General features: G+C 59.0%; 24 protein-coding genes. 16 read left to right on the top strand and 8 right to left on the bottom strand.

All coding sequences use genetic code 11. The features are described from left to right. Positions 1–129 precede the first annotated feature (129 nt). A complete protein-coding gene (gene rhaT / locus INF58_RS17200) occupies positions 130–1164 on the top strand; it encodes an L-rhamnose/proton symporter RhaT (RefSeq protein ID WP_102750825.1) in 1035 nt (344 codons plus the stop codon). On the opposite strand, the gene rhaR is transcribed toward rhaT, so the two are convergent. Further along, positions 1165–2013 (bottom strand): HTH-type transcriptional activator RhaR, encoded by an 849-nt coding sequence (rhaR, locus tag INF58_RS17195; RefSeq protein WP_063865449.1) that lies wholly within the window; start codon positions 2011–2013, stop codon positions 1165–1167. Positions 2014–2086: 73 nt separating this feature from the next. Next, complete coding sequence (gene rhaS / locus INF58_RS17190) at positions 2087–2923, bottom strand: HTH-type transcriptional activator RhaS (protein ID WP_063449704.1); 837 nt, start codon at positions 2921–2923, stop codon at positions 2087–2089. 301 nt (positions 2924–3224) lie between these two features. Here rhaS (INF58_RS17190) and rhaB point away from each other — a divergent pair, with 301 nt between their 5' ends. The 9 genes from rhaB to rhaM all read left to right on the top strand — a co-directional run bounded on the left by rhaB (position 3225) and on the right by rhaM (position 13109). Further along, positions 3225–4694 carry a rhamnulokinase gene (gene rhaB / locus INF58_RS17185; RefSeq protein ID WP_112792704.1) on the top strand — a complete coding sequence of 490 codons (1470 nt, stop codon included), beginning with the start codon at positions 3225–3227 and terminating at the stop codon, positions 4692–4694. Further along, complete coding sequence (rhaA, locus tag INF58_RS17180) at positions 4691–5950, top strand: L-rhamnose isomerase (protein WP_102750828.1); 1260 nt, start codon at positions 4691–4693, stop codon at positions 5948–5950. Before rhaB ends, rhaA begins: the two co-directional genes overlap by 4 nt. Before the next feature lie 95 nt (positions 5951–6045). Further along, complete coding sequence (gene rhaD, locus INF58_RS17175; protein ID WP_063865445.1) at positions 6046–6876, top strand: rhamnulose-1-phosphate aldolase; 831 nt, start codon at positions 6046–6048, stop codon at positions 6874–6876. 82 nt (positions 6877–6958) lie between these two features. Then, positions 6959–7945, top strand: a complete 987-nt coding sequence (rhaS, locus tag INF58_RS17170) for a rhamnose ABC transporter substrate-binding protein (RefSeq protein WP_063865444.1) — start codon at positions 6959–6961, stop codon at positions 7943–7945. A gap of 98 nt (positions 7946–8043) precedes the next feature. Further along, entirely contained in the window at positions 8044–9546 is a 1503-nt protein-coding gene (locus INF58_RS17165; protein WP_193528166.1) for a sugar ABC transporter ATP-binding protein, read from the top strand. Then, the gene (locus tag INF58_RS17160; protein ID WP_193528165.1) at positions 9547–10551 is read left to right on the top strand and encodes an ABC transporter permease; all 1005 of its coding nucleotides are present in this window, start codon (positions 9547–9549) and stop codon (positions 10549–10551) included. It abuts the gene before it with no gap. Next, a complete protein-coding gene (locus INF58_RS17155) occupies positions 10548–11552 on the top strand; it encodes an ABC transporter permease (RefSeq protein ID WP_193528164.1) in 1005 nt (334 codons plus the stop codon). Before INF58_RS17160 ends, INF58_RS17155 begins: the two co-directional genes overlap by 4 nt. 97 nt (positions 11553–11649) lie before the next feature. Then, positions 11650–12798, top strand: coding sequence for a lactaldehyde reductase (gene fucO / locus INF58_RS17150; protein ID WP_193037558.1), 1149 nt, complete (start codon positions 11650–11652; stop codon positions 12796–12798). Next, positions 12795–13109 carry an L-rhamnose mutarotase gene (gene rhaM, locus INF58_RS17145; RefSeq protein ID WP_107534240.1) on the top strand — a complete coding sequence of 105 codons (315 nt, stop codon included), beginning with the start codon at positions 12795–12797 and terminating at the stop codon, positions 13107–13109. The genes fucO and rhaM overlap by 4 nt, the downstream gene beginning before the upstream one ends. Here rhaM and INF58_RS17140 read toward each other — a convergent pair. From INF58_RS17140 to INF58_RS17125, 4 genes are all read right to left on the bottom strand, one after another. Then, a complete protein-coding gene (locus INF58_RS17140) occupies positions 13097–14374 on the bottom strand; it encodes an MFS transporter (protein WP_107534241.1) in 1278 nt (425 codons plus the stop codon). The two genes, rhaM and INF58_RS17140, sit on opposite strands and share 13 nt — an antisense overlap. 44 nt (positions 14375–14418) lie before the next feature. Continuing rightward, positions 14419–16542, bottom strand: coding sequence for an alpha-galactosidase (locus INF58_RS17135; protein ID WP_193528163.1), 2124 nt, complete (start codon positions 16540–16542; stop codon positions 14419–14421). Between the two features lie 104 nt (positions 16543–16646). Beyond that, positions 16647–17642, bottom strand: a complete 996-nt coding sequence (locus tag INF58_RS17130) for a LacI family DNA-binding transcriptional regulator (RefSeq protein ID WP_193528162.1) — start codon at positions 17640–17642, stop codon at positions 16647–16649. A gap of 17 nt (positions 17643–17659) precedes the next feature. Further along, a complete protein-coding gene (locus INF58_RS17125; RefSeq protein ID WP_003861973.1) occupies positions 17660–18208 on the bottom strand; it encodes a helix-turn-helix domain-containing protein in 549 nt (182 codons plus the stop codon). A gap of 103 nt (positions 18209–18311) precedes the next feature. On the opposite strand from INF58_RS17125, the gene INF58_RS17120 reads away from it, so the two are divergent. Further along, positions 18312–18971, top strand: coding sequence for an AzlC family ABC transporter permease (locus INF58_RS17120; protein ID WP_063449690.1), 660 nt, complete (start codon positions 18312–18314; stop codon positions 18969–18971). Beyond that, positions 18971–19294, top strand: a complete 324-nt coding sequence (locus INF58_RS17115; RefSeq protein WP_193037566.1) for an AzlD domain-containing protein — start codon at positions 18971–18973, stop codon at positions 19292–19294. The genes INF58_RS17120 and INF58_RS17115 overlap by 1 nt, the downstream gene beginning before the upstream one ends. 40 nt (positions 19295–19334) lie before the next feature. On the opposite strand, the gene INF58_RS17110 is transcribed toward INF58_RS17115, so the two are convergent. Both INF58_RS17110 and fdhD read right to left on the bottom strand, forming a co-directional pair. After that, positions 19335–19547, bottom strand: a complete 213-nt coding sequence (locus INF58_RS17110; protein WP_003861966.1) for a DUF1471 domain-containing protein — start codon at positions 19545–19547, stop codon at positions 19335–19337. A gap of 114 nt (positions 19548–19661) precedes the next feature. Beyond that, the gene (gene fdhD / locus INF58_RS17105) at positions 19662–20498 is read right to left on the bottom strand and encodes a formate dehydrogenase accessory sulfurtransferase FdhD (protein ID WP_193528161.1); all 837 of its coding nucleotides are present in this window, start codon (positions 20496–20498) and stop codon (positions 19662–19664) included. A 371-nt stretch (positions 20499–20869) separates the two neighbouring features. Between fdhD and fdnG the strand changes: the two genes are divergently transcribed. Genes fdnG through fdhE form a run of 4 tightly spaced genes read left to right on the top strand, consistent with a single transcriptional unit; the run spans position 20870 to position 26393 of the window. After that, positions 20870–23920, top strand: coding sequence for a formate dehydrogenase-N subunit alpha (fdnG, locus tag INF58_RS17100; protein WP_193037570.1), 3051 nt, complete (start codon positions 20870–20872; stop codon positions 23918–23920). 12 nt (positions 23921–23932) lie between these two features. After that, the gene (gene fdxH, locus INF58_RS17095) at positions 23933–24835 is read left to right on the top strand and encodes a formate dehydrogenase subunit beta (RefSeq protein WP_003861960.1); all 903 of its coding nucleotides are present in this window, start codon (positions 23933–23935) and stop codon (positions 24833–24835) included. After that, positions 24832–25467 carry a formate dehydrogenase cytochrome b556 subunit gene (fdoI, locus tag INF58_RS17090; RefSeq protein ID WP_015569914.1) on the top strand — a complete coding sequence of 212 codons (636 nt, stop codon included), beginning with the start codon at positions 24832–24834 and terminating at the stop codon, positions 25465–25467. Before fdxH ends, fdoI begins: the two co-directional genes overlap by 4 nt. Then, entirely contained in the window at positions 25464–26393 is a 930-nt protein-coding gene (gene fdhE, locus INF58_RS17085) for a formate dehydrogenase accessory protein FdhE (RefSeq protein WP_003861956.1), read from the top strand. Before fdoI ends, fdhE begins: the two co-directional genes overlap by 4 nt. Positions 26394–26398 lie beyond the last annotated feature (5 nt).

The raw sequence follows: 26398 nt of genomic DNA, 5'->3' as shown, positions 1-26398 counted from the left end.
CGCTTAACGTGCTGATTGCCACCCTCCACAAAAGTGCGGCAACCTTCTGAAGGTTCCCAAACCGCCTAATTTTTACACTCATCAAGTCGGCGGGAAGCCACCGACAATAAAAACGATGAGGATAAAAAAATGAATCATGCGATTACGATGGGTATTTTCTGGCATTTGATAGGCGCGGCCAGTGCTGCCTGTTTCTATGCCCCGTTTAAAAAGGTGAAAGGCTGGTCATGGGAAACCATGTGGTCCGTTGGCGGCACGGTCTCCTGGCTGATTTTGCCGTGGACCATCAGCGCCGTGCTGCTGCCCGATTTCTGGGGCTACTTCTCCTCCTTCAACGCCTCCACGTTACTGCCGGTGTTTCTGTTCGGCGCAATGTGGGGCATCGGTAATATCAACTACGGCCTCACCATGCGCTACCTCGGCATGTCGATGGGCATCGGCATCGCCATTGGCATTACGCTGATAGTGGGCACCCTGATGACGCCCATCCTTAACGGTCATTTCGATGTGCTGATCAACACCCAGGGCGGCCGGATGACGCTGCTGGGCGTGCTGGTGGCGGTGATCGGCGTGGGGATCGTCACCCGCGCAGGCCAGCTTAAAGAACGCAAGATGGGCATCAGGGCCGAAGAGTTCAACCTGAAGAAAGGGCTGCTGCTGGCGGTGATGTGCGGCGTCTTCTCGGCGGGCATGTCGTTTGCCATGAACGCCGCCAAACCGATGCACGAGGCCGCTGCGGCGCTGGGCGTCGACCCGCTGTATGTTGCCCTGCCAAGCTACGTGGTGATCATGGGCGGCGGCGCGCTGGTAAACCTCGGCTTCTGCTTCATTCGCCTGGCAAAAGTGAAGAACCTGTCGGTAAAAGCCGACTTCTCGCTGGCAAAACCCCTGATCCTTACCAACGTTCTGCTCTCCGCGCTCGGCGGCCTGATGTGGTATCTGCAATTCTTCTTCTACGCCTGGGGCCACGCCAGCATTCCGGCGCAGTATGACTATATGAGCTGGATGCTGCACATGAGCTTCTACGTGCTGTGCGGCGGGCTGGTTGGGCTGGTGCTGAAGGAGTGGAACAACGCCGGGCGCCGTCCGGTTGGCGTGCTGAGCCTGGGCTGCGTGGTGATTATTATCGCCGCCAACATTGTCGGCCTCGGCATGGCGAACTGATTACGCCGCCTTTCGACTGCGATGACGCCACTGAACCGGCGTCATCCCCACCTCGCGGTTAAACACCACCGAAAAGTAATTACTGTCCTCAAATCCGCAGCGCATCGCCACTTCGCTGACCATCAGCTCCGTATGCTGTAACAGATACTGGGCGTGGCAGATGCGCAGCTGGCGCAGGTAATGGTTTATCGTCATTCCCGTCTGGGTGCGGAACTGCTGGCGCAGCGCGCGCTCGCTGCACTGCTCCTGCTCGCAGAATTTTTCCAGCACGAAACTCTTGTTCAGACTGCCCGCAAGCAGTGCGATCAGCTTATCCAGCAGCGCTTCCTGCGTGGTGGCGGAGGGATTATCCGTGGCGTAACGATGGCGCTTCAGGGTCATCACCAGCTGGGCGAAAAGCAGCTCCGACATCTGGTTCGCCACCGGGTCGCCCTTCTGGCTCTCCTGCTCCAGCTGGGAAATCGTCTGGCGCACCTGAGCCATGCCGCTGCTGCTTAAGCGCCAGTGCGGTTCGCCTCCGGCATTCAGAAATCCCGGAATGTTGCCCGCCCAGTCGACATTCAGTTTAAGCCTGTCAGGGCAGTAGATGACGTTCTGCAACACCAGATCGTTAACCGAGGCGTAGGCGTGTTTGTCTTCGGCGCGTATGTAAAACAGATCCCCGCGCGTAATGCGGTAGGGCCGGTCGTTGAGAACGTGTAAGCCATTGCCACGCCACACCATCACCAGCTCGCAGAACTCGTGGGTGTGCTCGGCAAAGACATTTTGCGGGTAGCGGTCCGCCACCGCAACGGCCTGACTCGCGGAGGCAAAAAAATCATCTTTGCGAAGAATTAACTGAGCAGCCACACCACAACCTCTACGGCGAATAACCGGACATTATTAGCCTTTTTGCGGCAAAAAAACGGTGACTGCCCTCGCGTTACTGAAGCAACGCGTCTTTCCCCTGACGAATATCGCGCGGCGACCAGCTAAACTCCCGGCGAAACAGCGTCGAAAAGTGATTACTGTCGCCGAAACCGCAGCGATAAGCGATATCCGTGACGCTTTCATCGGTATGGCGTAAAAGATGGCGCGCTTTGATCAGGCGCAGACGGTTGAGGTAACGCTGCGGCGTGAGCCCGGTATGCTGCTTGAGCTGACGATGCAGCGTGCGCAGCGAGAGCGAAAAGTCGTCCGCCAGCGTTTCCCAGCAGACATCTTCAGCGAAATGATCTTCCAGCCAGGCCATGAGCTGGTTCAGCCGCGCGTCGTTATTTTCCATCCCTTCCACCAGGCTGCTGCGGCGCAGCAGCACCAGCAGCTGCATAAACAGCAGCTCGCGGGTGGCAATCGCGTGCGTCTCCTCTGCGTCCTCGCTCTGCTCCATCTGGCTCACCAGCTGACGCACCTGCTGCAACGTGGACTGATTCACCCGCCAGTGCGACGGGTAGTGGCCATCCTTCTCCTGCGGCAACAGCTGATTCAGCCCGGAGAGAAACTGGAACGCGTCCGGAGAACGATAGAGCACGTTGGTCAGGCACAGGTTGTCGGTATGTTCATACAGGTGCCTGTCGTGATCCCGCACGAAGCACACCGTGCCGCCGCTGATGGTATACGGCTGACCGTTGAACACGTGGATGCCCGTTCCGTGCTCAACAATCACAATCTCATGAAAATCATGATGATGCTCAGGAAATGCAGCCTGAGGAAGCCGTGGCTCAATCGCGACCGGAGAAGCTCCCGAAGGAAAAAAATCGACGCTGTGCAGTACGGTCATAACGGCCCCCACCAATGAGAAAAGTTCTCAAAATAGTAATTAAGGCCTTCCACGCTCACCTTAAATTTTTGACAGTAAACCGCGCAAAAGCTGCCGGTTTTTCAAGAAACAGGCGGAAAGATCGGGAAATGCGGTCAGCGTCACACTGCCTGCAAACCCCGTCATTACTGGAAACTGTGAACTCCCTCACGTTCACCTTTGCTTTCTTGCCAGCGCGAGATTTGGGCTGTCAGTGGCGAGAAGGTGGCTATTTCTTCCCTTTCTTACACTCATCGCTAATGACTTAAGAAAGGACCCGACCATGACTTTTCGCCATTGTGTGGCTGTCGATTTAGGCGCATCCAGCGGCCGTGTAATGCTCGCCACCTGGGACTGTGACCAGCACACCCTTACGCTTCGCGAAATGCACCGTTTCGCCAATTGTCTGCAAAAACAGGACGGTTTTGTGACCTGGAATATCGATGCGCTGGAAGCGGAGATCCGCACCGGACTTCACCACGTCTGCGAAGACGGTATCCGCATCGACAGTATCGGCATTGATACCTGGGGCGTGGATTACGTGCTGCTGGACAGTCACGGCGAACGCGTCGGCCTGCCCGTCTCCTACCGCGACAGCCGCACCGATGGGCTGATGGCGCACGCCATCGCGCAACTTGGCAAGGAGAACATCTATGGTCGCAGCGGCATCCAGTTTCTGCCGTTTAACACGCTGTATCAGCTGCGGGCGCTGGTTGAGCAACAGCCAGAGCTGGTTGAAAAGGTGGCGCATGCGCTGCTGATCCCGGACTACTTAAGCTATCGTCTGACCGGCAACATGAACTGGGAATACACCAACGCCACCACCACGCAGCTGGTCAATATCAACACCGATAACTGGGATGAACACCTGCTGGCATGGACGGGCGCCTCGCCGTCCTGGTTCGGCACGCCAACCCATCCGGGCAACGTGATCGGCCAGTGGATTTGCCCGCAGGGGAATGAAATTCCCGTTGTCGCCGTCGCCAGTCACGACACCGCAAGCGCGGTCATTGCCTCGCCGCTCGCCAGCAAAGACGCGGCCTACCTCTCCTCCGGTACCTGGTCGCTGATGGGTTTTGAGAGCAAAACGCCCTACACCAGCGACGCCGCGCTGGCCGCCAATATCACCAACGAAGGCGGTGCCGAAGGACGCTACCGCGTGCTGAAGAACATCATGGGCCTGTGGCTGCTCCAGCGGGTGCTGAAAGAGCAGAACGTCACCGACCTGCCCGCGCTTATCGCGGAAACCGAAAAGCTGAAGGCCTGCACCTTCCTGATTAACCCGAACGACGACCGCTTTATTAATCCGGTGCACATGAGCGCTGAGATCCAGGCCGCCTGTTTTGACGCGGGGCAGCCGGTACCTTCCCGCCCCGCCGAGCTGGCGCGCTGTATTTTTGACAGCCTCGCCCTGCTCTATGCCGACATCCTGAGCGAGCTGGCTGACCTTCGCGGTAAACCGTTCACTCAGTTGCACATCGTGGGCGGCGGCTGCCAGAACCAGCTGCTGAACCAGCTCTGCGCCGATGCCTGCGGCATTACCGTGGTGGCAGGCCCCGTAGAGGCTTCCACGCTCGGCAACATCGGCATTCAGCTGATGACGCTGGACGAACTATCAAACGTTGACGATTTCCGTTCGGTGGTGACGGCGAATAACAGCCTGACCACCTTCACCCCCAATCCCTGCCATGACATTGCCCGCTACCGGGCGCAGTTTCAGCAAAAACGACTGACTAAGGAGCTTTGCGCATGACCACTCAACTTGAACAAGCCTGGGACCTGGCTAAACAGCGTTTCGCCGCCGTCGGCGTGGATGTCGAAGAGGCGCTGCGCCAGCTCGACCGTCTGCCCGTCTCCATGCACTGCTGGCAGGGTGATGACGTTGCCGGCTTCGAGAACCCGGGCGGTTCCCTGACGGGTGGCATTCAGGCAACGGGTAACTACCCGGGCAAAGCGCGCAACGCCACCGAACTGCGTGCGGATCTGGAACTGGCGCTGAGCCTGATCCCGGGGCCAAAACGCCTGAACCTGCACGCGATTTATCTCGAATCCGACGCGCCGGTCGCGCGTAACGAAATCAAACCGGAACACTTTAAGAACTGGGTGGAGTGGGCAAAGGCCAACCGGCTGGGACTGGATTTTAACCCGTCCTGCTTCTCGCACCCGCTGAGCGCGGACGGGTTTACCCTTGCACACGCCAACGACGAAATCCGGCAGTTCTGGATCGACCACGTGAAGGCCAGCCGCCGCGTCTCCGCGTATTTCGGCGAGCAGCTCGGCACGCCGTCAGTGATGAATATCTGGATCCCGGACGGCATGAAGGACATCACCGTTGACCGTCTGGCGCCGCGCCAGCGCCTGCTGGCCGCGCTGGATGAAGCCATCAGCGAAAAGCTGGACCCGTCGCACCATATCGACGCGGTGGAGAGCAAGCTGTTCGGCATTGGCGCAGAGAGCTACACCGTGGGCTCAAACGAGTTCTACATGGGCTACGCCACCAGCCGCCAGACCGCGCTGTGCCTGGATGCTGGCCACTTCCATCCGACCGAGGTGATCTCCGACAAAATCTCCGCCGCCATGCTCTACGTGCCGCGCCTGCTGCTGCACGTCAGCCGTCCGGTGCGCTGGGACAGCGACCACGTGGTCCTGCTGGACGACGAAACCCAGGCGATTGCCAGCGAAATCATCCGCCACGATCTGTTTGACCGCGTGCACATCGGGCTCGACTTCTTTGACGCCTCCATCAACCGCATCGCGGCATGGGTTATCGGCACCCGCAACATGAAAAAAGCCCTGCTGCGCGCCCTGCTGGAGCCAACCGCCGCGCTGAAACAGCTGGAAGAGAGCGGCGATTACACCGCGCGCCTGGCCCTGCTGGAAGAGCAGAAATCCCTGCCGTGGCAGGCGGTGTGGGAGATGTACTGCCAGCGTCACGACGCCCCGGCGGGCAGCCAGTGGCTGGACAACGTGCGGGCGTATGAGAAGGACGTTCTCGCCGCTCGTCAGTAAAAAATATCGCCCGGCAGCGCATTGCATGCCGGGCCTACAGGTAAAGCAGGCCGGGTAAGCGTAACGCCACCCGGCATTTTCAAAGGAAACACTGTATGCAGACCATCACCACCTCCTGGTTCGTCCAGGGCATGATCAAAGCCACCTCCGACGCCTGGCTGAAGGGCTGGGACGAGCGCAACGGCGGCAACCTCACGTTGCGCCTGGACGACGCGGATATCGAGCCCTTTGCCGCCGATTTCCACCAGAAGCCGCGCTATATCGCCCTGAGCCAGCCGATGCCGCTGCTCGCCAACACGCCGTTTATCGTTACCGGTTCCGGCAAGTTCTTCCGCAACGTTCAGCTGGACCCGGAAGCCAACCTCGGCGTGGTGAAGGTGGATAGCGACGGCGCGGGCTACCACATTCTGTGGGGGCTAACGGACGACGCGGTGCCGACCTCTGAGCTGCCGGCGCACTTCCTCTCCCACTGCGAGCGCATCAAGGCGACCAACGGCAAAGACCGCGTGATCATGCACTGCCACGCCACTAACCTGATCGCCCTGACCTACGTGCTGGAAAATAATTCTGATTTCTTTACCCGCAAGCTGTGGGAAGGCAGTACCGAGTGTCTGGTGGTGTTCCCGGACGGCGTCGGCATTCTGCCGTGGATGGTGCCGGGTACCGATGAAATCGGCCAGGCGACCGCGACGGATATGCAAAAGCACGCCCTGGTGCTGTGGCCGTTCCACGGTGTCTTCGGCAGCGGCCCGACGCTGGATGAAACCTTCGGCCTGATCGACACCGCCGAGAAATCCGCGGAGGTGCTGGTGAAGGTCTACTCCATGGGCGGCATGAAGCAGACCATCACCCGGGAAGAGCTGATCGCCCTGGGCAAACGCTTTGGCGTCACCCCGATGCAGTCCGCATTAGATCTGTACAACTAACAACATCGCGCCCCGCTTACCGAGACGGGGCGAAAACCACCTGCAATCCCTACAACTAACTCAAGTCAGTGGAGTAAAAGCAATGAAAATAAAAGCAAGCTTGATCCTCACCGTTGCCGCTCTGGCGTTGTCCGGTTCCGCTTTAGCAGAAGTGAAAATCGCCCTGGTGGCGAAGTCCTTAGGAAATGGATTCTTCGAAGCAGCGAACGTCGGCGCGCAGGAGGCGGCCAAAGAGTTAGGCGATGTAAAAGTGATTTATACCGGCCCGACCACCACCACGGCGGAAGCGCAGATCGAGGTGCTGAACGGGCTGATCGCTCAGGGCGTGGATGCGATCGCGATCTCCGCGAACGATCCGGACGCCGTCGTGCCGGTGCTGAAAAAAGCGATGCAGCGCGGCATCAAGGTTGTGTCGTGGGATTCCGGCGTGGCGAAAGCCGGACGTCAAATCCATCTCAATCCCTCCAATAACGCCCTGATTGGCGAAACCAACGTCAAGCTCGCCGCCGATGCCCTGAAAGCGCTGAACGTGGAGAAGGGTGACGTCGCCGTGCTGAGCGCCACGCCAACCTCCACCAACCAGAACACCTGGATTGCGGAGATGAAAAAGGTGCTGCCGAAGTACCCTTCCGTCAACCTGGTGACGGTGGCCTACGGGGACGATCTCTCTGACAAAAGCTACCGTGAGGCGGTCGGTCTGCTGAAAACCTATCCGGACCTGAAGGTTATCGTCTCGCCTTCATCCGTGGGCATCGTGGCCGCCGCGCAGGCGGTAAAAGACCAGGGCAAGATTGGCAAAGTGTACGTCACCGGCTTAGGACTGCCGTCTGAGATGGCGGGCGCGGTGAAATCCGGCGCGAGCAAGAGCTTTGCCATCTGGAACCCGATCGACCTCGGCTATGCGGCAACCTACCTGGCGGATGATCTGGTGAAAGGCACGGCCACGAAAGGCGAGGCCAGCATGGGCAGACTGGGCAAAGTGAAGCTGGATGCTGACGGCAACGGCGCGATGGCCGAGCCGTTCGTCTACGATGCCAGCAATATTGATAAGTTCTCAAAAATCTTTTGATGCGATTTGTAGGCCGGATAAGCGTAGCGCCATCCGGCAAAAGGCGGGTGGCGCTGCCGCTTACCCGCCTACACATTCCCCTGTCCAGGAGAACTATCATGACCCCATTGCTACAGCTTTCTGGCATCACGAAGGTGTTCCCCAGCGTGCGTGCCCTTGAGAACGTGCAGCTTGCGCTGTGGCCCGGCAAAGTGACGGCGCTTATCGGAGAAAACGGCGCGGGCAAGTCGACGCTGGTCAAAGTGATGACCGGCATTTATCAGCCCGACGAGGGCGAGATCCTCTACAAAGCGATCCCCGTGCACCTCCCGACGCCGGAGTCGGCGCATAAAATCGGCATCACCGCCATTCACCAGGAAACCGTACTGTTCGATGAGCTATCGGTCACCGAAAATATCTTTGTCGGTCAGTACCTTCACAAGGGCTTCCTGAAAAAGCTCGACTGGCCGGAAATGCACCGCCGGGCGCAGGCCATCCTCACGCGGCTGGAAGTGCAAATCGACCCGCGCGCGACGCTGAAAACCCTGAGCATCGCCCAGCGTCATATGGTAGCGATTGCCCGCGCGCTCTCCTTTGAGGCGCAGGTGGTTATTCTTGATGAACCCACGGCGGCGCTGTCGCAGCATGAAATCCTCGAGTTTTACCAGATTGTGGAGCGCTTAAAGCAGGAGGGAAAAGCCATCCTGTTTATCTCCCACAAGTTCGACGAGATTTTTGAGCTGGCGGATCATTACACCATTTTGCGCGACGGCGCGTTCGTCGGCGCAGGTGCAATAAATGAGATCACCGAGGAGCGCATGGTGTCGATGATGGTCGGGCGTGCCATTACGCAAACCTTCCCGAAAATCGACTGCGAGAAGGGCGAAACGGTGCTGGAAGTGAAAAACCTTTGCCACCCGACCGAGTTCGCAAACATCTCCTTCTCCCTGCATAAAGGCGAAATCCTTGGCTTCTACGGGCTGGTCGGTGCCGGGCGTACCGAACTGATGCAGGCGCTTTCCGGCGTTACGCGGCCAGCGTCCGGGGAAATTATCCTCAACGGTCAGCCCCGTCGCTTTCGCCAGCCTGCGGATGCCATCAAAGCCGGTATTGTCTGCGTGCCGGAAGAGAGGCAGAAACAGGGGGCGATTATCGCGCTGCCGATTGCCCAGAACATCAGCCTGCCTCAGCTCAGCACGCTCAATCCGAGCGGCGTACTGCACGACGACCGCGAATGGAAGCTGGCAGACGAGTATGCCAAACGTCTGCACGTGAAAGCCTTCAGTTGGAAGCAGGCAGTGGAGACCCTCTCCGGCGGCAACCAGCAAAAGGTCGTTATCGGCAAATGGCTGGCAACGCACCCTGATGTGATCATCCTTGATGAGCCGACAAAAGGCATTGATATCGGCTCAAAGGCAGCCGTTCATCAGTTTATGTCCGAGCTGGTCAGTCAGGGGCTGGCGGTGATTATGGTTTCGTCCGAACTGCCGGAAGTGATGGGCATGGCGGACCGCATCATCGTAATGCACGAGGGGCTGATGGTCGCCGAATACCAGGCGGGAGATGCGACGGCGGAAACCATCGTCAGCGCCGCCAGCGGTGCTAAACAGGAGGCGGCATAAATGCGGAGCTCACTCTTAAAACACCGTGAAGCGTTGCTTGGCGCGGTGATTGTACTGATGATCGTCGCCATCGGCAGCCGCGTACCGTCGTTTATCGCGCCGGGCAACCTGGTGGAAATGTTTAACGACACCGCCATTCTGATCGTCCTCGCGCTCGGGCAGATGATGGTGCTGCTCACCAAAGGCATCGACCTGTCGATGGCGGCCAATCTTGCCCTGACCGGGATGATTGTCGCCCTGATTAACTTCCACTACCCGGACGTGCCCGTCTGGGCGCTGCTTATCCTGGCAAGCGCGCTTGGGCTGCTGATGGGCGCGATGAACGGCCTGCTGGTGTGGAAGCTGGGCATTCCGGCGATTGTGGTGACGCTCGGCACTATGAGCATCTACCGCGGAATTATCTTTTTGCTCTCCGGCGGCGGCTGGGTGAACGCCAACCAGATGAGCGCCGACTTCCTCGGGCTGCCGCGTGCCTCTTTGCTGGGCTTGCCGGTACTGAGCTGGTGCGCCATCGCCGCACTGCTGCTGGTGGGCTACTGCCTGCGCTACAGCCGCATCGGACGGGCGCTCTATACCGCAGGCGGCAACGCGACGGCGGCGTACTACACCGGGATCAACGCCGGGAAAATGCAGTTCATCAGCTTTTGCCTCTCCGGACTGCTGGCCGGGTTCTGCGGCTACCTGTGGATCTCGCGCTTTGCCGTTGCGTATGTCGACGTCGCTAACGGTTTTGAATTGCAGGTGGTGGCCGCCTGCGTGATTGGCGGGATAAGCACCATGGGCGGCACCGGGCGCGTACTCGGCTGTCTGTTTGGCGCCCTGTTCCTCGGGGTGATTAACAACGCCCTGCCGGTGATCGGCGTCTCCCCGTTCTGGCAGATGGCCATTTCCGGCACGGTAATTGTCGTTGCAGTGCTGCTGAACGAGCGCGGCAACAGGCGCAAAGGCAGGCTGATCCTGCGCGACGCCGCGCTGGCGCGTCAGAAACTGGTGGTGAAATCATGAGCAAAATGATGACATCTGAAGCGATCGAACCGACCTCTGCGACGGGCATCTTCCGGCGCCTGCTGTGCTGGGAAGGTTTCCTGCTGGCGGTGACGCTGGCGGTATTCGTGGTGAACGCGCTCGCCTCGCCTTACTTCCTCAACGTCTGGAACCTCTCCGATGCGACGTTCAACTTCACCGAAAAGGCGATCATCGTGCTGCCGATGGCGATGCTGATTATCGCCCGGGAAATTGACCTGTCGGTGGCCTCCACCATCGCGCTCAGCTCCACGGTGATGGGCTTTTGCGCGGCGGCGGGCGTCGATACGCCGCTGCTGGTCTGCGTGGGACTTGGCGTCGGGCTGCTGTGCGGACTGCTTAACGGCATCCTGGTGACGCGCTTTAATCTGTCGTCCATCGTCATCACCATCGGCACCATGAGCCTGTACCGCGGGATCGCCTACATCCTGCTCGGGGACCAGGCGCTGAACAGCTATCCGGAAAGCTTCGCCTGGTTCGGCCAGGGCTACGTCTGGGGCGCGCTGTCGTTTGAGTTCGCGCTGTTTATCGTGCTGGCCGCTCTGTTTGCCTTTGTGCTGCACCGCACCAACTTTGGCCGCCGCACCTACGCCATCGGCAATAACCCGACCGGCGCGTGGTATTCCGGCATCAACATTAAACGCCACAACCTGATGCTGTTCGCGCTGGTGGGGCTAATGTCCGGCCTGGCGTCAGTGTTGCTCACCTCGCGTCTGGGCAGCACTCGCCCGACGATTGCGATGGGCTGGGAGCTGGCGGTGGTGACGATGGCGGTGCTCGGCGGCGTCAATATTCTCGGCGGGTCCGGCAGCATGGTGGGCGTGATTATCGCCGCCTTCCTGATGGGGCTGGTGACCTTTGGCCTGAGCCTGCTCAACGTGCCCGGCATTGTGATGTCGGTAATTATCGGCGCGATGCTGATTGTGGTGATTTCACTGCCGATTATTACCCGCCGGGTGATGCAGCGAAGACGGATCTCATAGCCGGGTGGAGCTGCGTTTACCCGGCCTGCTTAACCGTAGGCCCGCGCAAGCGCAGCGCCGCCGGGCATAAAATTCACAGTAATTAAGGAGAATTATCATGAGCTTTATGTTGGCACTTCCAAAAATCAGCCTGCACGGCGCGGGTGCAATCGGCGATATGGTCAATCTGGTGGCGAACAAGCAGTGGGGAAAAGCGCTGGTTGTCACCGACGGCCAGCTGGTGAAGCTCGGCCTGCTCGACAGCCTGTTTACCGCGCTGGATGCCCATCAGATGTCGTATCACCTGTTCGATGAGGTGTTCCCGAACCCGACGGAGGCGCTGGTGCAGAAAGGCTTTGCCGCTTACCAGGACGCGGAATGCGATTACATCATCGCCTTTGGCGGCGGCAGCCCAATTGATACCGCCAAAGCGATAAAAATCCTTACCGCCAACCCGGGTCCGTCAACCGATTATTCCGGCGTCGGCAAGGTGAAAAACGCGGGCGTGCCGCTGGTGGCCATCAACACCACCGCGGGCACGGCGGCGGAGATGACCAGCAACGCGGTGATCATCGATTCCGCGCGTCAGGTGAAAGAAGTCATCATCGACCCGAACATCATCCCGGATATCGCCGTGGACGATGCCAGTGTGATGCTCGATATTCCGGCCTCCGTGACCGCCGCAACCGGCATGGACGCATTAACCCACGCCATTGAAGCCTACGTGTCCGTTGGCGCGCACCCGCTGACCGATGCCAATGCGCTGGAGGCGATTCGCCTGATCAACCTCTGGCTGCCGAAAGCGGTCGACGACGGTCATAACCTGGAAGCGCGCGAGCAGATGGCCTTCGGTCAGTACCTGGCGGGTATGGCGTTCAACAGCGCCGGGCTGGGGCTGGTACATGCTCTGGCGCACCAGCCGGGCGCGACGCACAACCTGCCTCATGGCGTATGTAATGCCATCCTGCTGCCGATTATCGAAAACTTTAACCGCCCGAACGCGGTCGCGCGTTTTGCCCGCGTGGCGCAGGCAATGGGCGTTGACACGCGCGAAATGAGCGACGAGGCCGCCAGCATGGCAGCGATTCAGGCGATTCGTGACCTGAGCGCCCGCGTCGGCATTCCGTCCGGCTTCAGCCAGCTCGGCGTCACCAAAGCCGACATTGAAGGCTGGCTGGATAAAGCCCTCGCCGATCCGTGCGCGCCGTGCAACCCGCGCACCGCCAGCCGCGACGAGGTCCGCGAGCTGTATCTGGAGGCATTATGATCCGCAAAGCGTTTGTGATGCAGGTAAACCCGGACGCGCACGAAGAGTACGCCCGACGCCACAATCCGATCTGGCCCGAACTGGAAGCGGTGCTGAAAGCCCACGGCGCGCACCACTACGCCATTTATCTCGACAGAGAACGCAACCTGCTGTTTGCGACGGTGGAGATTGAGTCGGAGGAGCGCTGGAACGCGGTGGCGAATACCGACGTCTGCCAGCGCTGGTGGAAACATATGGCTGACGTCATGCCGTCGAACCCGGATAACAGCCCGGTGAGCGCCGGGCTGAAAGAGGTGTTTTACCTGGAGTGATGCGTTAACGCTGCCGCCCCTGTGGTGGCAGCAATCTCCCGCCTGCTGCTCAGCGTAAACGCCGACACCACCGTAATCGCCAGCACGAAACAGCCCAGCATCAGGTACGTCTCCTGGAAGCCAATCCGGTCATACATATTTCCGGCAAAGGCGGAGAGGAAAATCGCTGCCGACTGTTTGGCAAACTGGAAGCCAATCAGGTAGATGGTGGCCGACAGGCGCGTATCAAACACTCCGGTAATGTATTTGAATGCCCCCACCAGCAGGAACGGGACCTCCAGCGCGTGCAGCATCTTCAGGGCGATCACCTCCACGGCGGTGGTGGCAAACGACGAACCGATGATGCGCGTCGCCATAATTACCCCGGCAATCAGCAGCGTGTTTTTCGCGCCGATGCGGTTAATGATCCACGGCGAGCAGAACATGATAATGGCGTTACAAATCTCCCCCGCCGTGGTGGCAAAACCGAACGCCCGGGTGCCCGCTTCCGGCGTGGCGAAGAAGGTTTTAAAGAAGGTGGCAAACTGCTGGTCGAAAACGTCATACACGCAGGCCACACCAATCACGTACAGGATGAACATCCACATTCTGCGCTGGCGGAACAGGTTGAACACGGTTTTAGCGGTGATCTGCGGCTGGTTCGCACCCAGGGCGTTCATCACCTGCGCCGTCTGGTTGGGCTTCGGTTTCGCGACCACCAGTAGCAGCATCAGCAAAAGCGCCGCCGCCGATCCCATCCAGAAAACATACGACGGGTCGATGCCGAACAGGATGCCGCCCGTTGAGGCGCACAGCCCCCAACCGAGGCAGCCAAACATGCGCGCCTTGCCGTACTCAAAGAGGCTGTTGCGGCTCACGCGTTCAATGTAGGCCTCAATCGCCCCGGATCCGGCTGAAAAAACAAAGCCGATATACAACCCGCCGCTCAGCGCGCCCAGCCAGATATTGGTTTTCAACAGTGGCGCGAAGACGTACAGGAAAAACGGCGCGAACAGAAACAGCAGCACTGAGATTATCCACAGCAGGTGTTTTTTCAGCCCCAGCTTGTCCGAAATGACGCCCAGCACCGGCTGGAAGGCAATGGCCGACAGCGAGATGCAGGAGAAGACAATCCCGGTATGGGTTTTGTTCAGACCGATGATGTCCGACAGCCAGATCGGCAGGAACGGAAAGCAGGTGGCCATGATGAAGAAGTAGAGAAAGAAGAACAGCCCGAAGATCCAGAAATTAGGGTTGTCTTTGTGGGTACAGGTTGTTGTGTTCATTATTTTTATCCTCAACGGAGGGCCGGCTGCCCGGCCCGTCACCTTTACACGCGTTCCACGCCAATCAGAATGGCGGTTTCCGGATCCAGAATCGGCAGCGTAATACCCGCCCGCATCAGCCATTCGCCGCTTGCCGTTTGCGGGGCTTCCATCCACGCCGGCAGCTTACGCATGGTGTGCCCACCCTCGCCCGTGATCTGAATGTTCGGGTGATCCAGCAGCGTGATGCGGTACTGCGCGCTGGCGTCTAACCCCGGCATGCGCAGCGGCATCATCAGGGTGTAATCCGGCATTGCGAGCTGGCTGACCATAAACAGCCCCTGCGTTTTGTCTTCACTCACTATACCCTGCGCCAGCGTGGTGGCATCCGGCATGTCCACGCGCCACTGGGTACCGTGATGAATCACCTCGCGCCACCGCTTATACAGCGCGGCGTAATGGCGATAGCCCTCACGCTCCTGCGCATCCACGGTGAGCGGATCCAGCTCCAGCCCCATATGCCCAAACAGCGCCGTCAGCCCACGGAAAGCGATGCTGTGCTGGCGGAAGGTGGCGTGACATTTATGATGGCCGATATGCGCCCCCATCACCTCCGGCGGGAAGAAGTAGCTCATGCCGCGCTGGATCGTGTTGCGCTCCAGCGCGTCGTTGTTATCGGACGCCCAGAAGCGGTGGCTGCGGGTCAGCACTTCATAATCGATTCGCCCCCCGCCAGAGGAGCAGGATTCAAATTCAATGTGCGGGAAGCGCTCGCCCAGCACGTCCAGCAGGCGGTAAAACTGGCGGGTCTGCGCGTCGGCGGCGGCTTTACCGTTGTGTCCCGGCTGCACCAGCTCGCGGTTCATGTCCCATTTCACGTAGTCAACCGCATGCTCGCCCAGCAGCCAGCTCATGCGCTCCAAGAGATAATCAAAGGCCTGCGGGATGTTCAGGTTGAGCACCAGCTGGTGCCGCCCGGTCGCCTGCGCGTAGCCCGGCAGCGCCAGCACCCAGTCAGGATGCGCGCGATACAGATCGGAATCCGGGTTAATCATCTCCGGCTCGATCCAGATGCCAAACTCCATGCCGAGCCGTTTAACGTGACTGATGACCGGCGTCAGGCCGTTCGGGTATTTTTTCTCATCCAGGTACCAGTCGCCCAGCGCGGCGCGATCGTCGTTGCGGCCTTTGAACCAGCCGTCGTCGATGATGAAGCGCTCCACGCCCAGCGCCGCCGCCTCGTCGGCCATGCGCATGATGTAGTCCGGATCGTGATTAAAGTAGATGCCTTCCCAGGTATTGAGGTGGACCGGGCGCGGTTTGTTTTCCGGGAAGCGGATGATGCTGTCGCGCAGGTAGCGGTGGAATTGCTGGCTCATGCCGTTCAGCCCGTGCGGGGAGTAGCTGGCATACAGGCGCGGCGTCCAGAGCGTTTCGCCCTCTTCAATCGCCATTTCACCCGGCAGGTAGAGCGCTTCGGCCTGTATATAACGGCGACCATCGGTTTTCGCTTCGGCGCGCAGGCGGTGGTTGCCGCTCCAGCCCAGATGCACGCCCCAGACGTCGCCCTGCATTTCGCTGAACGATGGCGTACCGGCGATCAGCGCCGGGAAATGTTCGTGGGACGTTTTACCCCGACGGTTTTCAATGACAACGCTGTCGTGCTCAAGCGTGACGCGGTGCGGCTGAAATTCCCTGATCCAGCGTCCGTGAAAGGCCATTACCTCCTGCGCGCGCTCGGCCACCGGCAGCGTGACGGCGAATCGGTCCACCTGCCACGCCTGTGCTTTCAGGTTGGTTAACCCATGGCGCACCACCAGCACGCCGCTGGCCTCGAGCACCAGCTCGCTGGTCAGGCGCAGGCCCGCCTGTTTATCCTCCGCCGTTACCGTCAGGGTTTGTCCCTGCTGCTGCACGTCTGTGGTGGTAAAGACGGGGGAACCGTCCAGCCCCTGGCGATGCCCCTCAATACCGGGCGAACCAAACAGTCCGTGCCCCAGCTCGGCCATCAGCGTCACCGGGGAGTCCACGTCCAGCCTGCCGTTCGCCACCGGCCGCGTCAGCGTAGCGATATCCGGCGGCGAAAAGTGCTGAAGGTGCGGCCCCCAGTAGAGAATTTCGGCGAACGGATAGGTTTTTAGCACCACGTCAACCGTGGTGCTTTCGAGTCGTAAAATGGCCTCTTGCATCAGACATCTCCTGTCATCGGGATGACTTGAGTGTTGATCCGAAACGTTTCGGATACAAACCAAAACGTTTCGGATCTGTGATCGGGTTTGGAAATTTGCCCGGTTTAGGCCGTCTGGCCCGGGAAGAATTCCGGCTGCCAGAGCACCTGGAGCCGTTCGACGTCATCACCGTTGATCAACTGGCGCACCATGTCCGCAATCTGCTTTCCAACGCCCTGGCGGGTGGACTGGATCACCGCCGCCACGTCGATATCGACAATGCTGTCCTGCGGTAATCCGTCGTAGACCACCAGCGAGATAGCATCGTCGCCGGACAGGCGCCCCATCTGCGCCAGCGCCATCGCCGCGCCGTCGCCGTGGGTGTTGCAGTCGGTAATGATGGCCGTGGGGGGCTGCGGCAGGGAGAGAAGTTCTTGCGTGGTCGCATAGCCTACGCGGCGCGAAGGGGGCATGGCGCGCAGCCATTCGCTGGAGAGCCCGGCTTCCCGCAGCGCGTCCAGGTAGCCCTGCCGCCGCTGGGTGATGAATGCCTGATTGTTGCTTTCGCCCAGCAGGGCGATGCGCTGATGGCCTTTCTCGATCAGCCAGCGGGTGGCCTGGTACGTGCCGGCATAGTTGTCGAAATCGAACCACGCGTACGGCTGCGGCAGCTGGCTGCGGCCAAGCGCCAGGAACGGGAATCCGGCGGCCTGAAGCTGCTCAAGACGCGGATCGCGATCCAGCGTATGGGCCACAATCAGCGCATCCACGCGCCGGCTTTGCACCATGCGCATATAGCTGTGTTTGTCCGCCAGATCGTCGTCAGCAATGAGCAGCAGATCGATCTCATGTCGCGCCAGTTCATGGCTAATTTCGCCGACCATGTCCATAAAAACGCTGTTATTGAGCGGAACAGGATGTACGGGAAAAACGAGGCCGACGGCATCAATTTTGCCCATCTTCAGGCGGCGCGCGAACGTATTGGGTCGGTAGCCACGGCGCTGGGCCTCCGCCTCCACGCGGGCGCGCGTCTCAGCAGAAACGTCGTCATACCCGTTGAGGGCGCGGCTGACGGTAGTGACGGACAGCCCCAGTTCTTTAGCAATGGCTTTGAGCGACATGATTTTCCGTATCTTCGTTAATTTTGTTCCGCCACCAGAAGGGCGTGCGTATCTGGCTCCAGCGCCTTAAAGATATGCGGCTGGTCGGCGGGGTAGCAAATGTAATCGCCCGGGCCGAGTTCTTCCGCCGCGTCGATCAGGCCGACCATCGCCCGCCCCTGGGTCACGATAATGTGCTCAACCGACCCCGGCGGATGCGGCTGGGAAATACGGTCTGCGCCCGGCTGAGTCAGCAGCAGATAGATATCACGACGCGCCCCCGGCGGACACGCCGCCAGCAAAATCGCCTCGTAGTTCGCCTGCCCGGCAACCACCTTTGTGCCCTCGCCGCGGCGGATCACCTGCGTGACGGGCTGCTGCGGCTCCAGTAACCGGGCAAACGGAATATCCAGCGCCACGCAAAGCGACCAGAGCGTTTCCAGGCTGGGATTGCCGTTGCCAGACTCCAGCTGAGAAAGCGTGGATTTGGCGATCCCGGCACGGCGGGCAATTTCCGCCAGCGATAGCCCGGTTCGCAGGCGTTCCCGCACCAGGCTTTTGGCGATCACGCTGATTGGCTGCGTCATAAAAACGGCCTCTGTCTCTCTATAACGAACGATTCGTTCATCTTGTAAAACGATTTTGATGCGTTCATTATAATGGAAATACGTTCGATATGGCTAAAAGGGTATGAAGAATCACCTCTCTTGTCTGAAAGGCGACACGATAAAAGCGATAATTTTGGTCTGCCTCGCGGTAGGCGTGGTCGGCATGTCTTATGGCTCGCTGGCGATGGCCTACGGCTTCCCGCTGTGGGTGCCGTTTGTGCTTTCCCTCACGGTGCTGGCGGGCGCATCCGAGTTTATGTTCATCGGCATTGTGGCGAGCGGCGGCAATCCGCTGGCAGCGGCGGCGGCCGGTTTGCTGGTTAACGCCCGCCATGTGCCGTTCGGCGTGACGGTGCGTGAGCTGGTGGGCAAGCGCGGCCTGAGCTTTCTGGGCTGTCATATCATGAACGATGAAAGCGTGGTGTTCGGCCTGTCGCAAAAAACCGCCGAGCAGCGTAAGGCGGCCTACTGGCTGTGCGGGCTAGGCGTGGCAATCATCTGGCCGCTGGGGGCGGTGCTGGGGGCAATGGTCGGCAAATTGCTGCCGGACCCGGAGACCATCGGGCTGGACGCGGTGTTTCCGGCGATCCTGCTGGCGTTAGTCGTGCCGGCATTTAAAAACCGCACCACGCTGATCCGCGCCTGTAGCGGCGCGGTGTTGTCGCTGGCAGCCGTGCCGTTTGCGCCGGTGGGCCTGCCGGTGCTGCTCTCTTTGCTCGGTCTCGCCGCGAGGAAAAAATAATGGAAAACATGACGGTCTTTATTCTCGGTATCGCCATTCTTTCTGCCGGAACCTATCTGATGCGTCTTGGCGGAGCAAAGCTGGGTAACCGGCTGGCGCTTTCTGAACGATCGCAGGCGCTGCTTTCCGATGCGGCTACCGTTTTGCTGTTCTCCGTCGCGCTGGCAACAACGTTTTATGAAGGGGAACATTTTGCGGGGATGGCGCGCGTGCTGGGCGTCGGGTTCGCGGTGTTTCTGGCCTGGCGAAAAATGCCGTTAATTGTGGTGATCGTCGCGGCGGCGGTGGTGACGGCGCTGCTGCGTCTGGCGGGTATAAACTAAAAAAGCGCCCCAGGGGCGCTCTTTCGACGGTATAGCGAAATTATTTGTTCAGTTCAGCGGTCATGTGGACGCGGTTACCGGTGAACGCCTGGGTAATTTTATAGGATGACGCGCCTGCTTCCTGAGCCTGTGCGGCGATTTTAGCTTCAGCACCGTCCAGCGTAGAGGCGGATGCGGTCACTGTCTGCGCAGCGAAAGAACCAAAAGAAGTAGCCAGAGCGATTACAGCGACAAAAGTTTTGATGCTTTTCATGAGATAAACCCTTTCGTTAAGTTGTTTAGGTAAGGCACCGTGCCTTGATGAGATAAATAGTAGTCCTCATCCCGATCAACTAAAAGCGGAAGGATTTGCCTATATTATTCAAAATTACTGATCTACTATTAACCGCTGCGGATGGGTGTAAATGGTTGCTCTTCCCGGCTTGCAGAACCCCACCAGCGTCAGGTTACAGCGCTCCGCCACGTCCACCGCCAGCGTGGTTGCCGCCGACACCGCAAACAGGATTTCCACGCCGCACATGGCGGACTTTTGCACCATTTCATAGCTGGCACGGCTGGAAACGAGCGCCGCGCCCTGCTGCCAGACGTTGTTTTCCCGTGCGCGGCGGCCTAACAGCTTGTCCAGCGCCACGTGGCGGCCAACGTCTTCATGCCCGCCTGCAATACTCCCCGACGGCAATACCCACGCCGCCGCATGCGTACAGCCGCTGAGCTGGCCGATGGGCTGAACGTCGTTCAGATGCTCAAGCGCCCGGTCAAGATGCGCCAGATTAAACGTCTGGGTGAACGGCAGGGGAACAATCGGTTTGCCAATATCGTTAAGCTGTTCAACGCCGCACACGCCGCAGCCGGTACGTCCGGCCAGCGCCCGTCGACGCTCTTTCAGCCCCATAAAGCGACGGCTGGAGAGTTCGATTTGCACTTCGAGACCGTTGCAGGCCGGCACGACGTCCATGCCGTAGATCTCCTGCTGATGGGCAATGATGCCTTCCGAGAGGGAGAAACCGATGGCGAACAGCTCAAGATCTTTCGGCGAGGCCATCATCACCACATGTGAAATACCGTTGTAAACCAGCGCAACGGGGACTTCTTCCGCCAGAAAATCTGGCGTGGCATCTGAGATATGGGGCGGTCTGTGTACCGACAGTTCCACAATGCCCGCAGGCAGTGGCGACGCGTGGGCAGCACGGTTTTGTTTAGACACAACGGTATTCCTGAACAACCACGGAAGTGAGCCTGCTATTGCAACACAAACAGCAGACCTTACGCATAGTATGGATCAACTTTTCAGCAACCATTCTCCTACTCAATTCGGAGGGGTGCAACTGGTCGCCTGCTACACACCCTTAACATCCTCAGAGAAAAATGTGACTGATATCACATTTTATAATCAATGCCGTGATAATACGTTCACTTTGTTTTAACGCCGTTGGAACAGGCGTACCGACATTGTGGTATTCTGCGCTTATCCCTCGGAGAAATGGGGGTTTAATGCAAATTTTTCTCCTTTGCGGTTAATTCTCAACCGCAAAGTAAAACTACATAGCAATGTCGTAATGAACCAAGGAGTGACCCATGCAGGTCAGCAGAAGGCAGTTCTTTAAGATCTGCGCTGGCGGTATGGCAGGCACCACGGCGGCGGCACTGGGCTTTGCGCCCGGCGTAGCGCTGGCGGAAACGCGGCAGTATAAACTGCTGCGCACCCGCGAAACCCGTAACACCTGTACGTACTGCTCCGTCGGCTGTGGGCTGTTAATGTATAGCCTCGGCGACGGTGCGAAAAACGCCAAAGCATCCATTTTCCACATTGAAGGCGATCCGGATCATCCGGTCAACCGTGGTGCGCTGTGTCCGAAAGGGGCCGGTCTGGTAGATTTTATCCACTCCGAGAGCCGCCTGAAGTTTCCTGAGTATCGCGCGCCAGGCTCTGATAAATGGCAGCAAATCAGCTGGGAAGAGGCGTTCGATCGCATCGCTAAGCTGATGAAAGAAGACCGCGATGCCAACTTTATCGCGAAGAATGCCGAAGGCACCACCGTTAACCGTTGGCTCTCCACCGGGATGCTGTGTGCTTCAGCCTCCAGTAACGAAACCGGCTATTTAACCCAGAAATTTACGCGCGCACTCGGTATGCTCGCGGTCGACAACCAGGCGCGTGTCTGACACGGACCAACGGTAGCAAGTCTTGCTCCAACATTTGGTCGCGGTGCGATGACCAACCACTGGGTCGACATCAAGAACGCCAACCTCATTGTGGTGATGGGCGGTAACGCCGCTGAAGCGCACCCTGTCGGGTTCCGCTGGGCGATGGAAGCCAAAATCCACAACGGTGCGAAACTGATTGTGATCGATCCCCGCTTTACGCGTACGGCGTCAGTGGCGGATTTCTACACCCCTATTCGTTCAGGTACTGACATCACTTTCCTGTCAGGCGTATTGCTGTACCTGATGACCAACGAAAAATATAACCGCGAATACACCGAAGCCTATACCAACGCCAGCCTGATCGTGCGTGAGGATTACAGCTTCGACGATGGCCTGTTCAGCGGTTATGACGCCGAAAAACGCAAATACGACAAAACCAGCTGGAACTACGAGCTGGACGAAAACGGCTTTGCGAAGCGCGACACTACCCTGCAACACCCGCGCTGCGTGTGGAACCTGCTGAAAGAGCACGTTTCCCGCTACACGCCGGACGTTGTCGAGAACATCTGCGGGACGCCGAAGGCAGACTTCCTGAAGGTGTGCGAGCTGATTGCGGAAACCAGTGCGAAAGATAAAACCGCGTCGTTCCTGTATGCGCTCGGCTGGACGCAGCACTCCATCGGCGCGCAGAACATCCGCACCATGGCGATGGTTCAGCTGCTGCTCGGCAACATGGGGATGGCTGGCGGCGGCGTGAACGCCCTGCGCGGTCACTCTAACATCCAGGGTCTGACCGACCTCGGCCTGCTGTCGCAGAGCCTGACGGGCTACATGAACCTGCCAAGCGAAAAACAGACTGACCTGCAAACTTACCTGACGGCCAGCACGCCAAAACCGCTGCTCGAAGGCCAGGTGAACTACTGGGGCAACTATCCGAAGTTCTTCGTCTCGCTGATGAAAGCCTTCTACGGCGACAAGGCGACGGCGGACAACAGCTGGGGCTTTGACTGGCTGCCGAAGTGGGACAAAGGTTACGACGTCCTCCAGTACTTCGAGATGATGCACCAGGGGCAGGTCAACGGCTATATCTGCCAGGGCTTTAACCCGGTCGCGTCATTCCCGAACAAGAACAAGGTTGTCGAATCTCTGTCGAAGCTGAAGTTCCTGGTGACGATTGACCCGCTCAATACCGAAACCTCGACCTTCTGGCAGAACCACGGTGAGTCGAACGACGTTGATCCGTCGAAGATTCAGACCGAAGTGTTCCGTCTGCCGTCTACCTGTTTCGCGGAAGAGAACGGTTCTATCGTCAACTCTGGCCGCTGGTTGCAGTGGCACTGGAAAGGCGCGGACGCCCCGGGCATCGCCCTGAATGATGGCGAGATCCTGGCCGGCATCTTCTTACGCCTGCGTAAGATGTACGCCTCTGAAGGCGGCGCAACGCCTGAGCCGGTGCTGAACATGACCTGGAACTACTCGACGCCGGAAAACCCTGCGCCGGAAGAAGTGGCCATGGAGAGCAATGGTAAGGCGCTGGCGGACGTTATCGATCCGGCGACCGGTGCGGTTCTGGCGAAGAAAGGCGACCAGCTCAGCACCTTCGCGCACCTGCGCGATGACGGTACCACGTCAAGCGGCTGCTGGATCTTTGCCGGTAGCTGGACGCCGAAAGGCAACCAGATGGCCAACCGCGACAACGCCGACCCGTCGGGCCTCGGCAATACGCTGGGCTGGGCATGGGCGTGGCCGCTTAACCGCCGCATCCTCTATAACCGTGCCTCCGCTGACCCGCAGGGCAACCCGTGGGATCCGAAGCGTCAGCTTCTGAAGTGGGACGGCGCGAAATGGGGCGGCGTGGATATTCCGGACTACAGCACTGCCGCACCGGGCAGCGACGTTGGGCCGTTTATCATGCAGCCTGAAGGGATGGGGCGCCTGTTTGCTATCGACAAGATGGCGGAAGGGCCGTTCCCGGAACACTACGAGCCGTTTGAGACGCCGCTGGGCACCAACCCGCTGCACCCGAACGTGGTCTCTAACCCGGCAGCCCGTATCTTCAAGGGCGACTTTGAAGCGCTGGGTAAAAAGGACAAGTTCCCGTACGTGGGCACCACTTACCGTCTGACCGAACACTTCCACTACTGGACCAAGCACGCGCTGCTTAACGCCATCGCGCAGCCGGAACAGTTTGTGGAGATCGGCGAGAAGCTGGCAAACAAGCTCGGCATTGCCCATGGCGATACCGTGAAGGTCTCTTCCAACCGCGGCTACATCAAGGCCAAGGCGGTAGTGACCAAGCGTATTCGCACGCTGAACGTTCACGGTCAACAGGTGGATACCATCGGTATTCCGATTCACTGGGGCTATGAGGGCGTGGCGAAGAAAGGGTTCATTGCGAACACCCTGACGCCGTTCGTCGGCGATGCGAACACGCAGACGCCGGAGTTTAAGGCCTTCCTCGTGAACGTGGAAAAGGTGTAACGGAGACGACTTATGGCTTATCAATCTCAAGACATTATCCGTCGTTCCGCGACTAACGGTTTCACGCCCGCGCCTCAGGCGCGGGACCACCAGCAGGAAGTGGCGAAGCTTATCGACGTGACCACCTGTATCGGCTGTAAAGCCTGTCAGGTGGCCTGTTCAGAGTGGAACGACATCCGTGACGAAGTGGGTCACAACGTCGGGGTGTACGACAACCCGGCAGACCTGACCGCCAAGTCCTGGACGGTAATGCGTTTCTCGGAAGTGGAGCAGAACGACAAACTGGAATGGCTTATCCGCAAAGACGGCTGTATGCACTGTGCGGATCCGGGCTGCCTGAAGGCGTGTCCGTCAGAAGGGGCTATCATTCAGTATGCCAACGGCATCGTCGACTTCCAGTCCGAGCAGTGCATCGGCTGCGGCTACTGCATCGCGGGCTGTCCGTTCGACGTGCCGCGCATGAACCCGGAAGACAACCGCGTCTACAAATGTACCCTGTGCGTAGACCGCGTAAACGTCGGCCAGGAGCCAGCGTGCGTGAAGACCTGCCCAACCGGCGCTATTCACTTTGGCTCCAAAGAGGATATGAAAACGCTGGCGGCAGAGCGCGTGGGCGAGCTGAAAACCCGTGGTTACGATAACGCAGGCCTGTACGATCCGGCCGGGGTTGGCGGGACGCACGTGATGTACGTGCTGCACCACGCCGACAAGCCGAACCTGTATCACGGCCTGCCGGAGAACCCGGAAATCAGCGCCACCGTGAAGTTCTGGAAAGGCATCTGGAAACCGCTGGCCGCGGTCGGTTTTGCGGCTACCTTTGCAGCGAGCATCTTCCACTACGTCGGCGTCGGTCCGAACCGCGCGGAAGAGGAAGACGATAATCTGCATGAAGAGAAAGACGAGGTGCGCAAATGAGAAAACGTGACACCATCGTGCGCTACACCGCGCCGGAACGCATCAACCACTGGGTCACCGCCTTCTGCTTCATGCTGGCGGCGATAAGCGGGCTGGGGTTCTTTTTCCCCTCCTTCAACTGGCTGATGCAGATCCTGGGCACGCCGCAGCTGGCGCGCATCCTTCACCCATTCGTGGGTGTGGTGATGTTTGCCTCGTTTATCATCATGTTTTTCCGCTACTGGCACCATAACCTAATCAATCGGGATGATATCTTTTGGGCGAAGAATATTCGTAAGATCGTCGTCAACGAGGAAGTGGGTGATACCGGGCGTTATAACTTCGGTCAGAAATGCGTATTCTGGGCGGCGATTATCTTCCTGGTCCTGTTGCTGGTGAGCGGCGTGATCATCTGGCGTCCGTACTTTGCGCCTGCTTTCTCAATCCCGGTGATCCGATTTGCGTTAATGCTGCATTCATTTGCCGCAGTGGCGTTAATTGTGGTTATCATGGTGCATATTTACGCCGCCCTCTGGGTGAAAGGCACCATTACCGCGATGGTGGAAGGATGGGTAACCAAAACGTGGGCGAAGAAACATCACCCGCGCTGGTACCGTGAAGTCCGCCAGAAACAGGAAAAGTCATCTGAATGAGTATTCGCATAATCCCGCAAGATGAGCTGGGGTCGAGCGAGAAACGTACGGCGGAGTATATTCCGCCGTTGTTATTCCCCAGACTCAAGAACCTCTACAACCGCCGCGCAGAGCGTCTGCGCGAGCTGGCAGAGAACAACCCGCTGGGCGATTTTCTGCGTTTTGCCGCGCTGGTCGCCCATGCGCAGGAGGTGGTGCTGTACGATCACCCGCTGCAAATGGACCTGACCGCGCGCATCAAAGAAGCTAACGAGCAGGGCAAGCCACCGCTGGATATTCACGTCCTGCCGCGCGACAAGCACTGGCATAAGCTGCTGCATTCGCTGATTGCCGAGCTGAAGCCGGAGATGAGCGGCACGGCGCTGGCGGTCATTGAGAACCTGGAAAAAGCCTCCGATCAGGAGCTGGAAGAGATGGCGAGCGCGCTGTTCGCCTCCGACTTCTCGCTGGTCAGCAGCGATAAAGCGCCGTTTATCTGGGCTGCGCTGTCGCTTTACTGGGCGCAAATGGCGAGCCTGATCCCGGGCAAAGCCCGCGCCGAATACGGCGAAGCGCGCCAGTTCTGCCCGGTGTGCGGCTCAATGCCGGTCTCCAGCATGGTGCAGATTGGCACCACGCAGGGGTTGCGCTACCTGCACTGCAACCTGTGTGAAACCGAGTGGCACGTGGTGCGCATCAAGTGCAGCAACTGCGAGCAGACTCGCGATCTCAACTACTGGTCGCTGGAAAATGAAGACGCGGCGGTGAAAGCCGAAAGCTGCGGCGACTGCGGGACTTACCTGAAGATTCTGTATCAGGAAAAAGACCCGAAAGTCGAAGCGGTGGCCGACGATCTCGCCTCGTTGATTCTGGACGCCAAAATGGAGCAGGAGGGCTTTGCCCGTAGCTCGATTAACCCGTTCCTGTTCCCGGGTGAAGGGGAGTAATCTCC

It is taken from the genome of Enterobacter cloacae complex sp. P24RS, assembly GCF_014982165.1.
Classification (GTDB): Bacteria; Pseudomonadota; Gammaproteobacteria; order Enterobacterales; family Enterobacteriaceae; genus Enterobacter; species Enterobacter quasihormaechei.
Note: the sequence above shows the minus strand (reverse complement) of the source record. Positions and strands in the feature narration are given on the sequence as shown.

What these genes read in the sequence shown, in the direction of transcription:
- fdxH (WP_003861960.1), top strand. Translation starts at nt 23,933, where the DNA reads ATGGCTTATCAATCTCAAGACATTATCCGTCGTTCCGCGACTAACGGT.
- INF58_RS17125 (WP_003861973.1), bottom strand. Translation starts at nt 18,208, where the DNA reads ATGACGCAGCCAATCAGCGTGATCGCCAAAAGCCTGGTGCGGGAACGC.
- INF58_RS17130 (WP_193528162.1), bottom strand. Translation starts at nt 17,642, where the DNA reads ATGTCGCTCAAAGCCATTGCTAAAGAACTGGGGCTGTCCGTCACTACC.
- fucO (WP_193037558.1), top strand. Translation starts at nt 11,650, where the DNA reads ATGAGCTTTATGTTGGCACTTCCAAAAATCAGCCTGCACGGCGCGGGT.
- rhaA (WP_102750828.1), top strand. Translation starts at nt 4,691, where the DNA reads ATGACCACTCAACTTGAACAAGCCTGGGACCTGGCTAAACAGCGTTTC.
- rhaD (WP_063865445.1), top strand. Translation starts at nt 6,046, where the DNA reads ATGCAGACCATCACCACCTCCTGGTTCGTCCAGGGCATGATCAAAGCC.
- rhaS (WP_063449704.1), bottom strand. Translation starts at nt 2,923, where the DNA reads ATGACCGTACTGCACAGCGTCGATTTTTTTCCTTCGGGAGCTTCTCCG.
- rhaM (WP_107534240.1), top strand. Translation starts at nt 12,795, where the DNA reads ATGATCCGCAAAGCGTTTGTGATGCAGGTAAACCCGGACGCGCACGAA.
- INF58_RS17155 (WP_193528164.1), top strand. Translation starts at nt 10,548, where the DNA reads ATGAGCAAAATGATGACATCTGAAGCGATCGAACCGACCTCTGCGACG.
- INF58_RS17115 (WP_193037566.1), top strand. Translation starts at nt 18,971, where the DNA reads ATGGAAAACATGACGGTCTTTATTCTCGGTATCGCCATTCTTTCTGCC.
- INF58_RS17160 (WP_193528165.1), top strand. Translation starts at nt 9,547, where the DNA reads ATGCGGAGCTCACTCTTAAAACACCGTGAAGCGTTGCTTGGCGCGGTG.
- INF58_RS17120 (WP_063449690.1), top strand. Translation starts at nt 18,312, where the DNA reads ATGAAGAATCACCTCTCTTGTCTGAAAGGCGACACGATAAAAGCGATA.
- rhaB (WP_112792704.1), top strand. Translation starts at nt 3,225, where the DNA reads ATGACTTTTCGCCATTGTGTGGCTGTCGATTTAGGCGCATCCAGCGGC.
- rhaS (WP_063865444.1), top strand. Translation starts at nt 6,959, where the DNA reads ATGAAAATAAAAGCAAGCTTGATCCTCACCGTTGCCGCTCTGGCGTTG.
- INF58_RS17165 (WP_193528166.1), top strand. Translation starts at nt 8,044, where the DNA reads ATGACCCCATTGCTACAGCTTTCTGGCATCACGAAGGTGTTCCCCAGC.
- INF58_RS17140 (WP_107534241.1), bottom strand. Translation starts at nt 14,374, where the DNA reads ATGAACACAACAACCTGTACCCACAAAGACAACCCTAATTTCTGGATC.
- fdoI (WP_015569914.1), top strand. Translation starts at nt 24,832, where the DNA reads ATGAGAAAACGTGACACCATCGTGCGCTACACCGCGCCGGAACGCATC.
- rhaT (WP_102750825.1), top strand. Translation starts at nt 130, where the DNA reads ATGAATCATGCGATTACGATGGGTATTTTCTGGCATTTGATAGGCGCG.
- INF58_RS17135 (WP_193528163.1), bottom strand. Translation starts at nt 16,542, where the DNA reads ATGCAAGAGGCCATTTTACGACTCGAAAGCACCACGGTTGACGTGGTG.
- INF58_RS17110 (WP_003861966.1), bottom strand. Translation starts at nt 19,547, where the DNA reads ATGAAAAGCATCAAAACTTTTGTCGCTGTAATCGCTCTGGCTACTTCT.
- fdhE (WP_003861956.1), top strand. Translation starts at nt 25,464, where the DNA reads ATGAGTATTCGCATAATCCCGCAAGATGAGCTGGGGTCGAGCGAGAAA.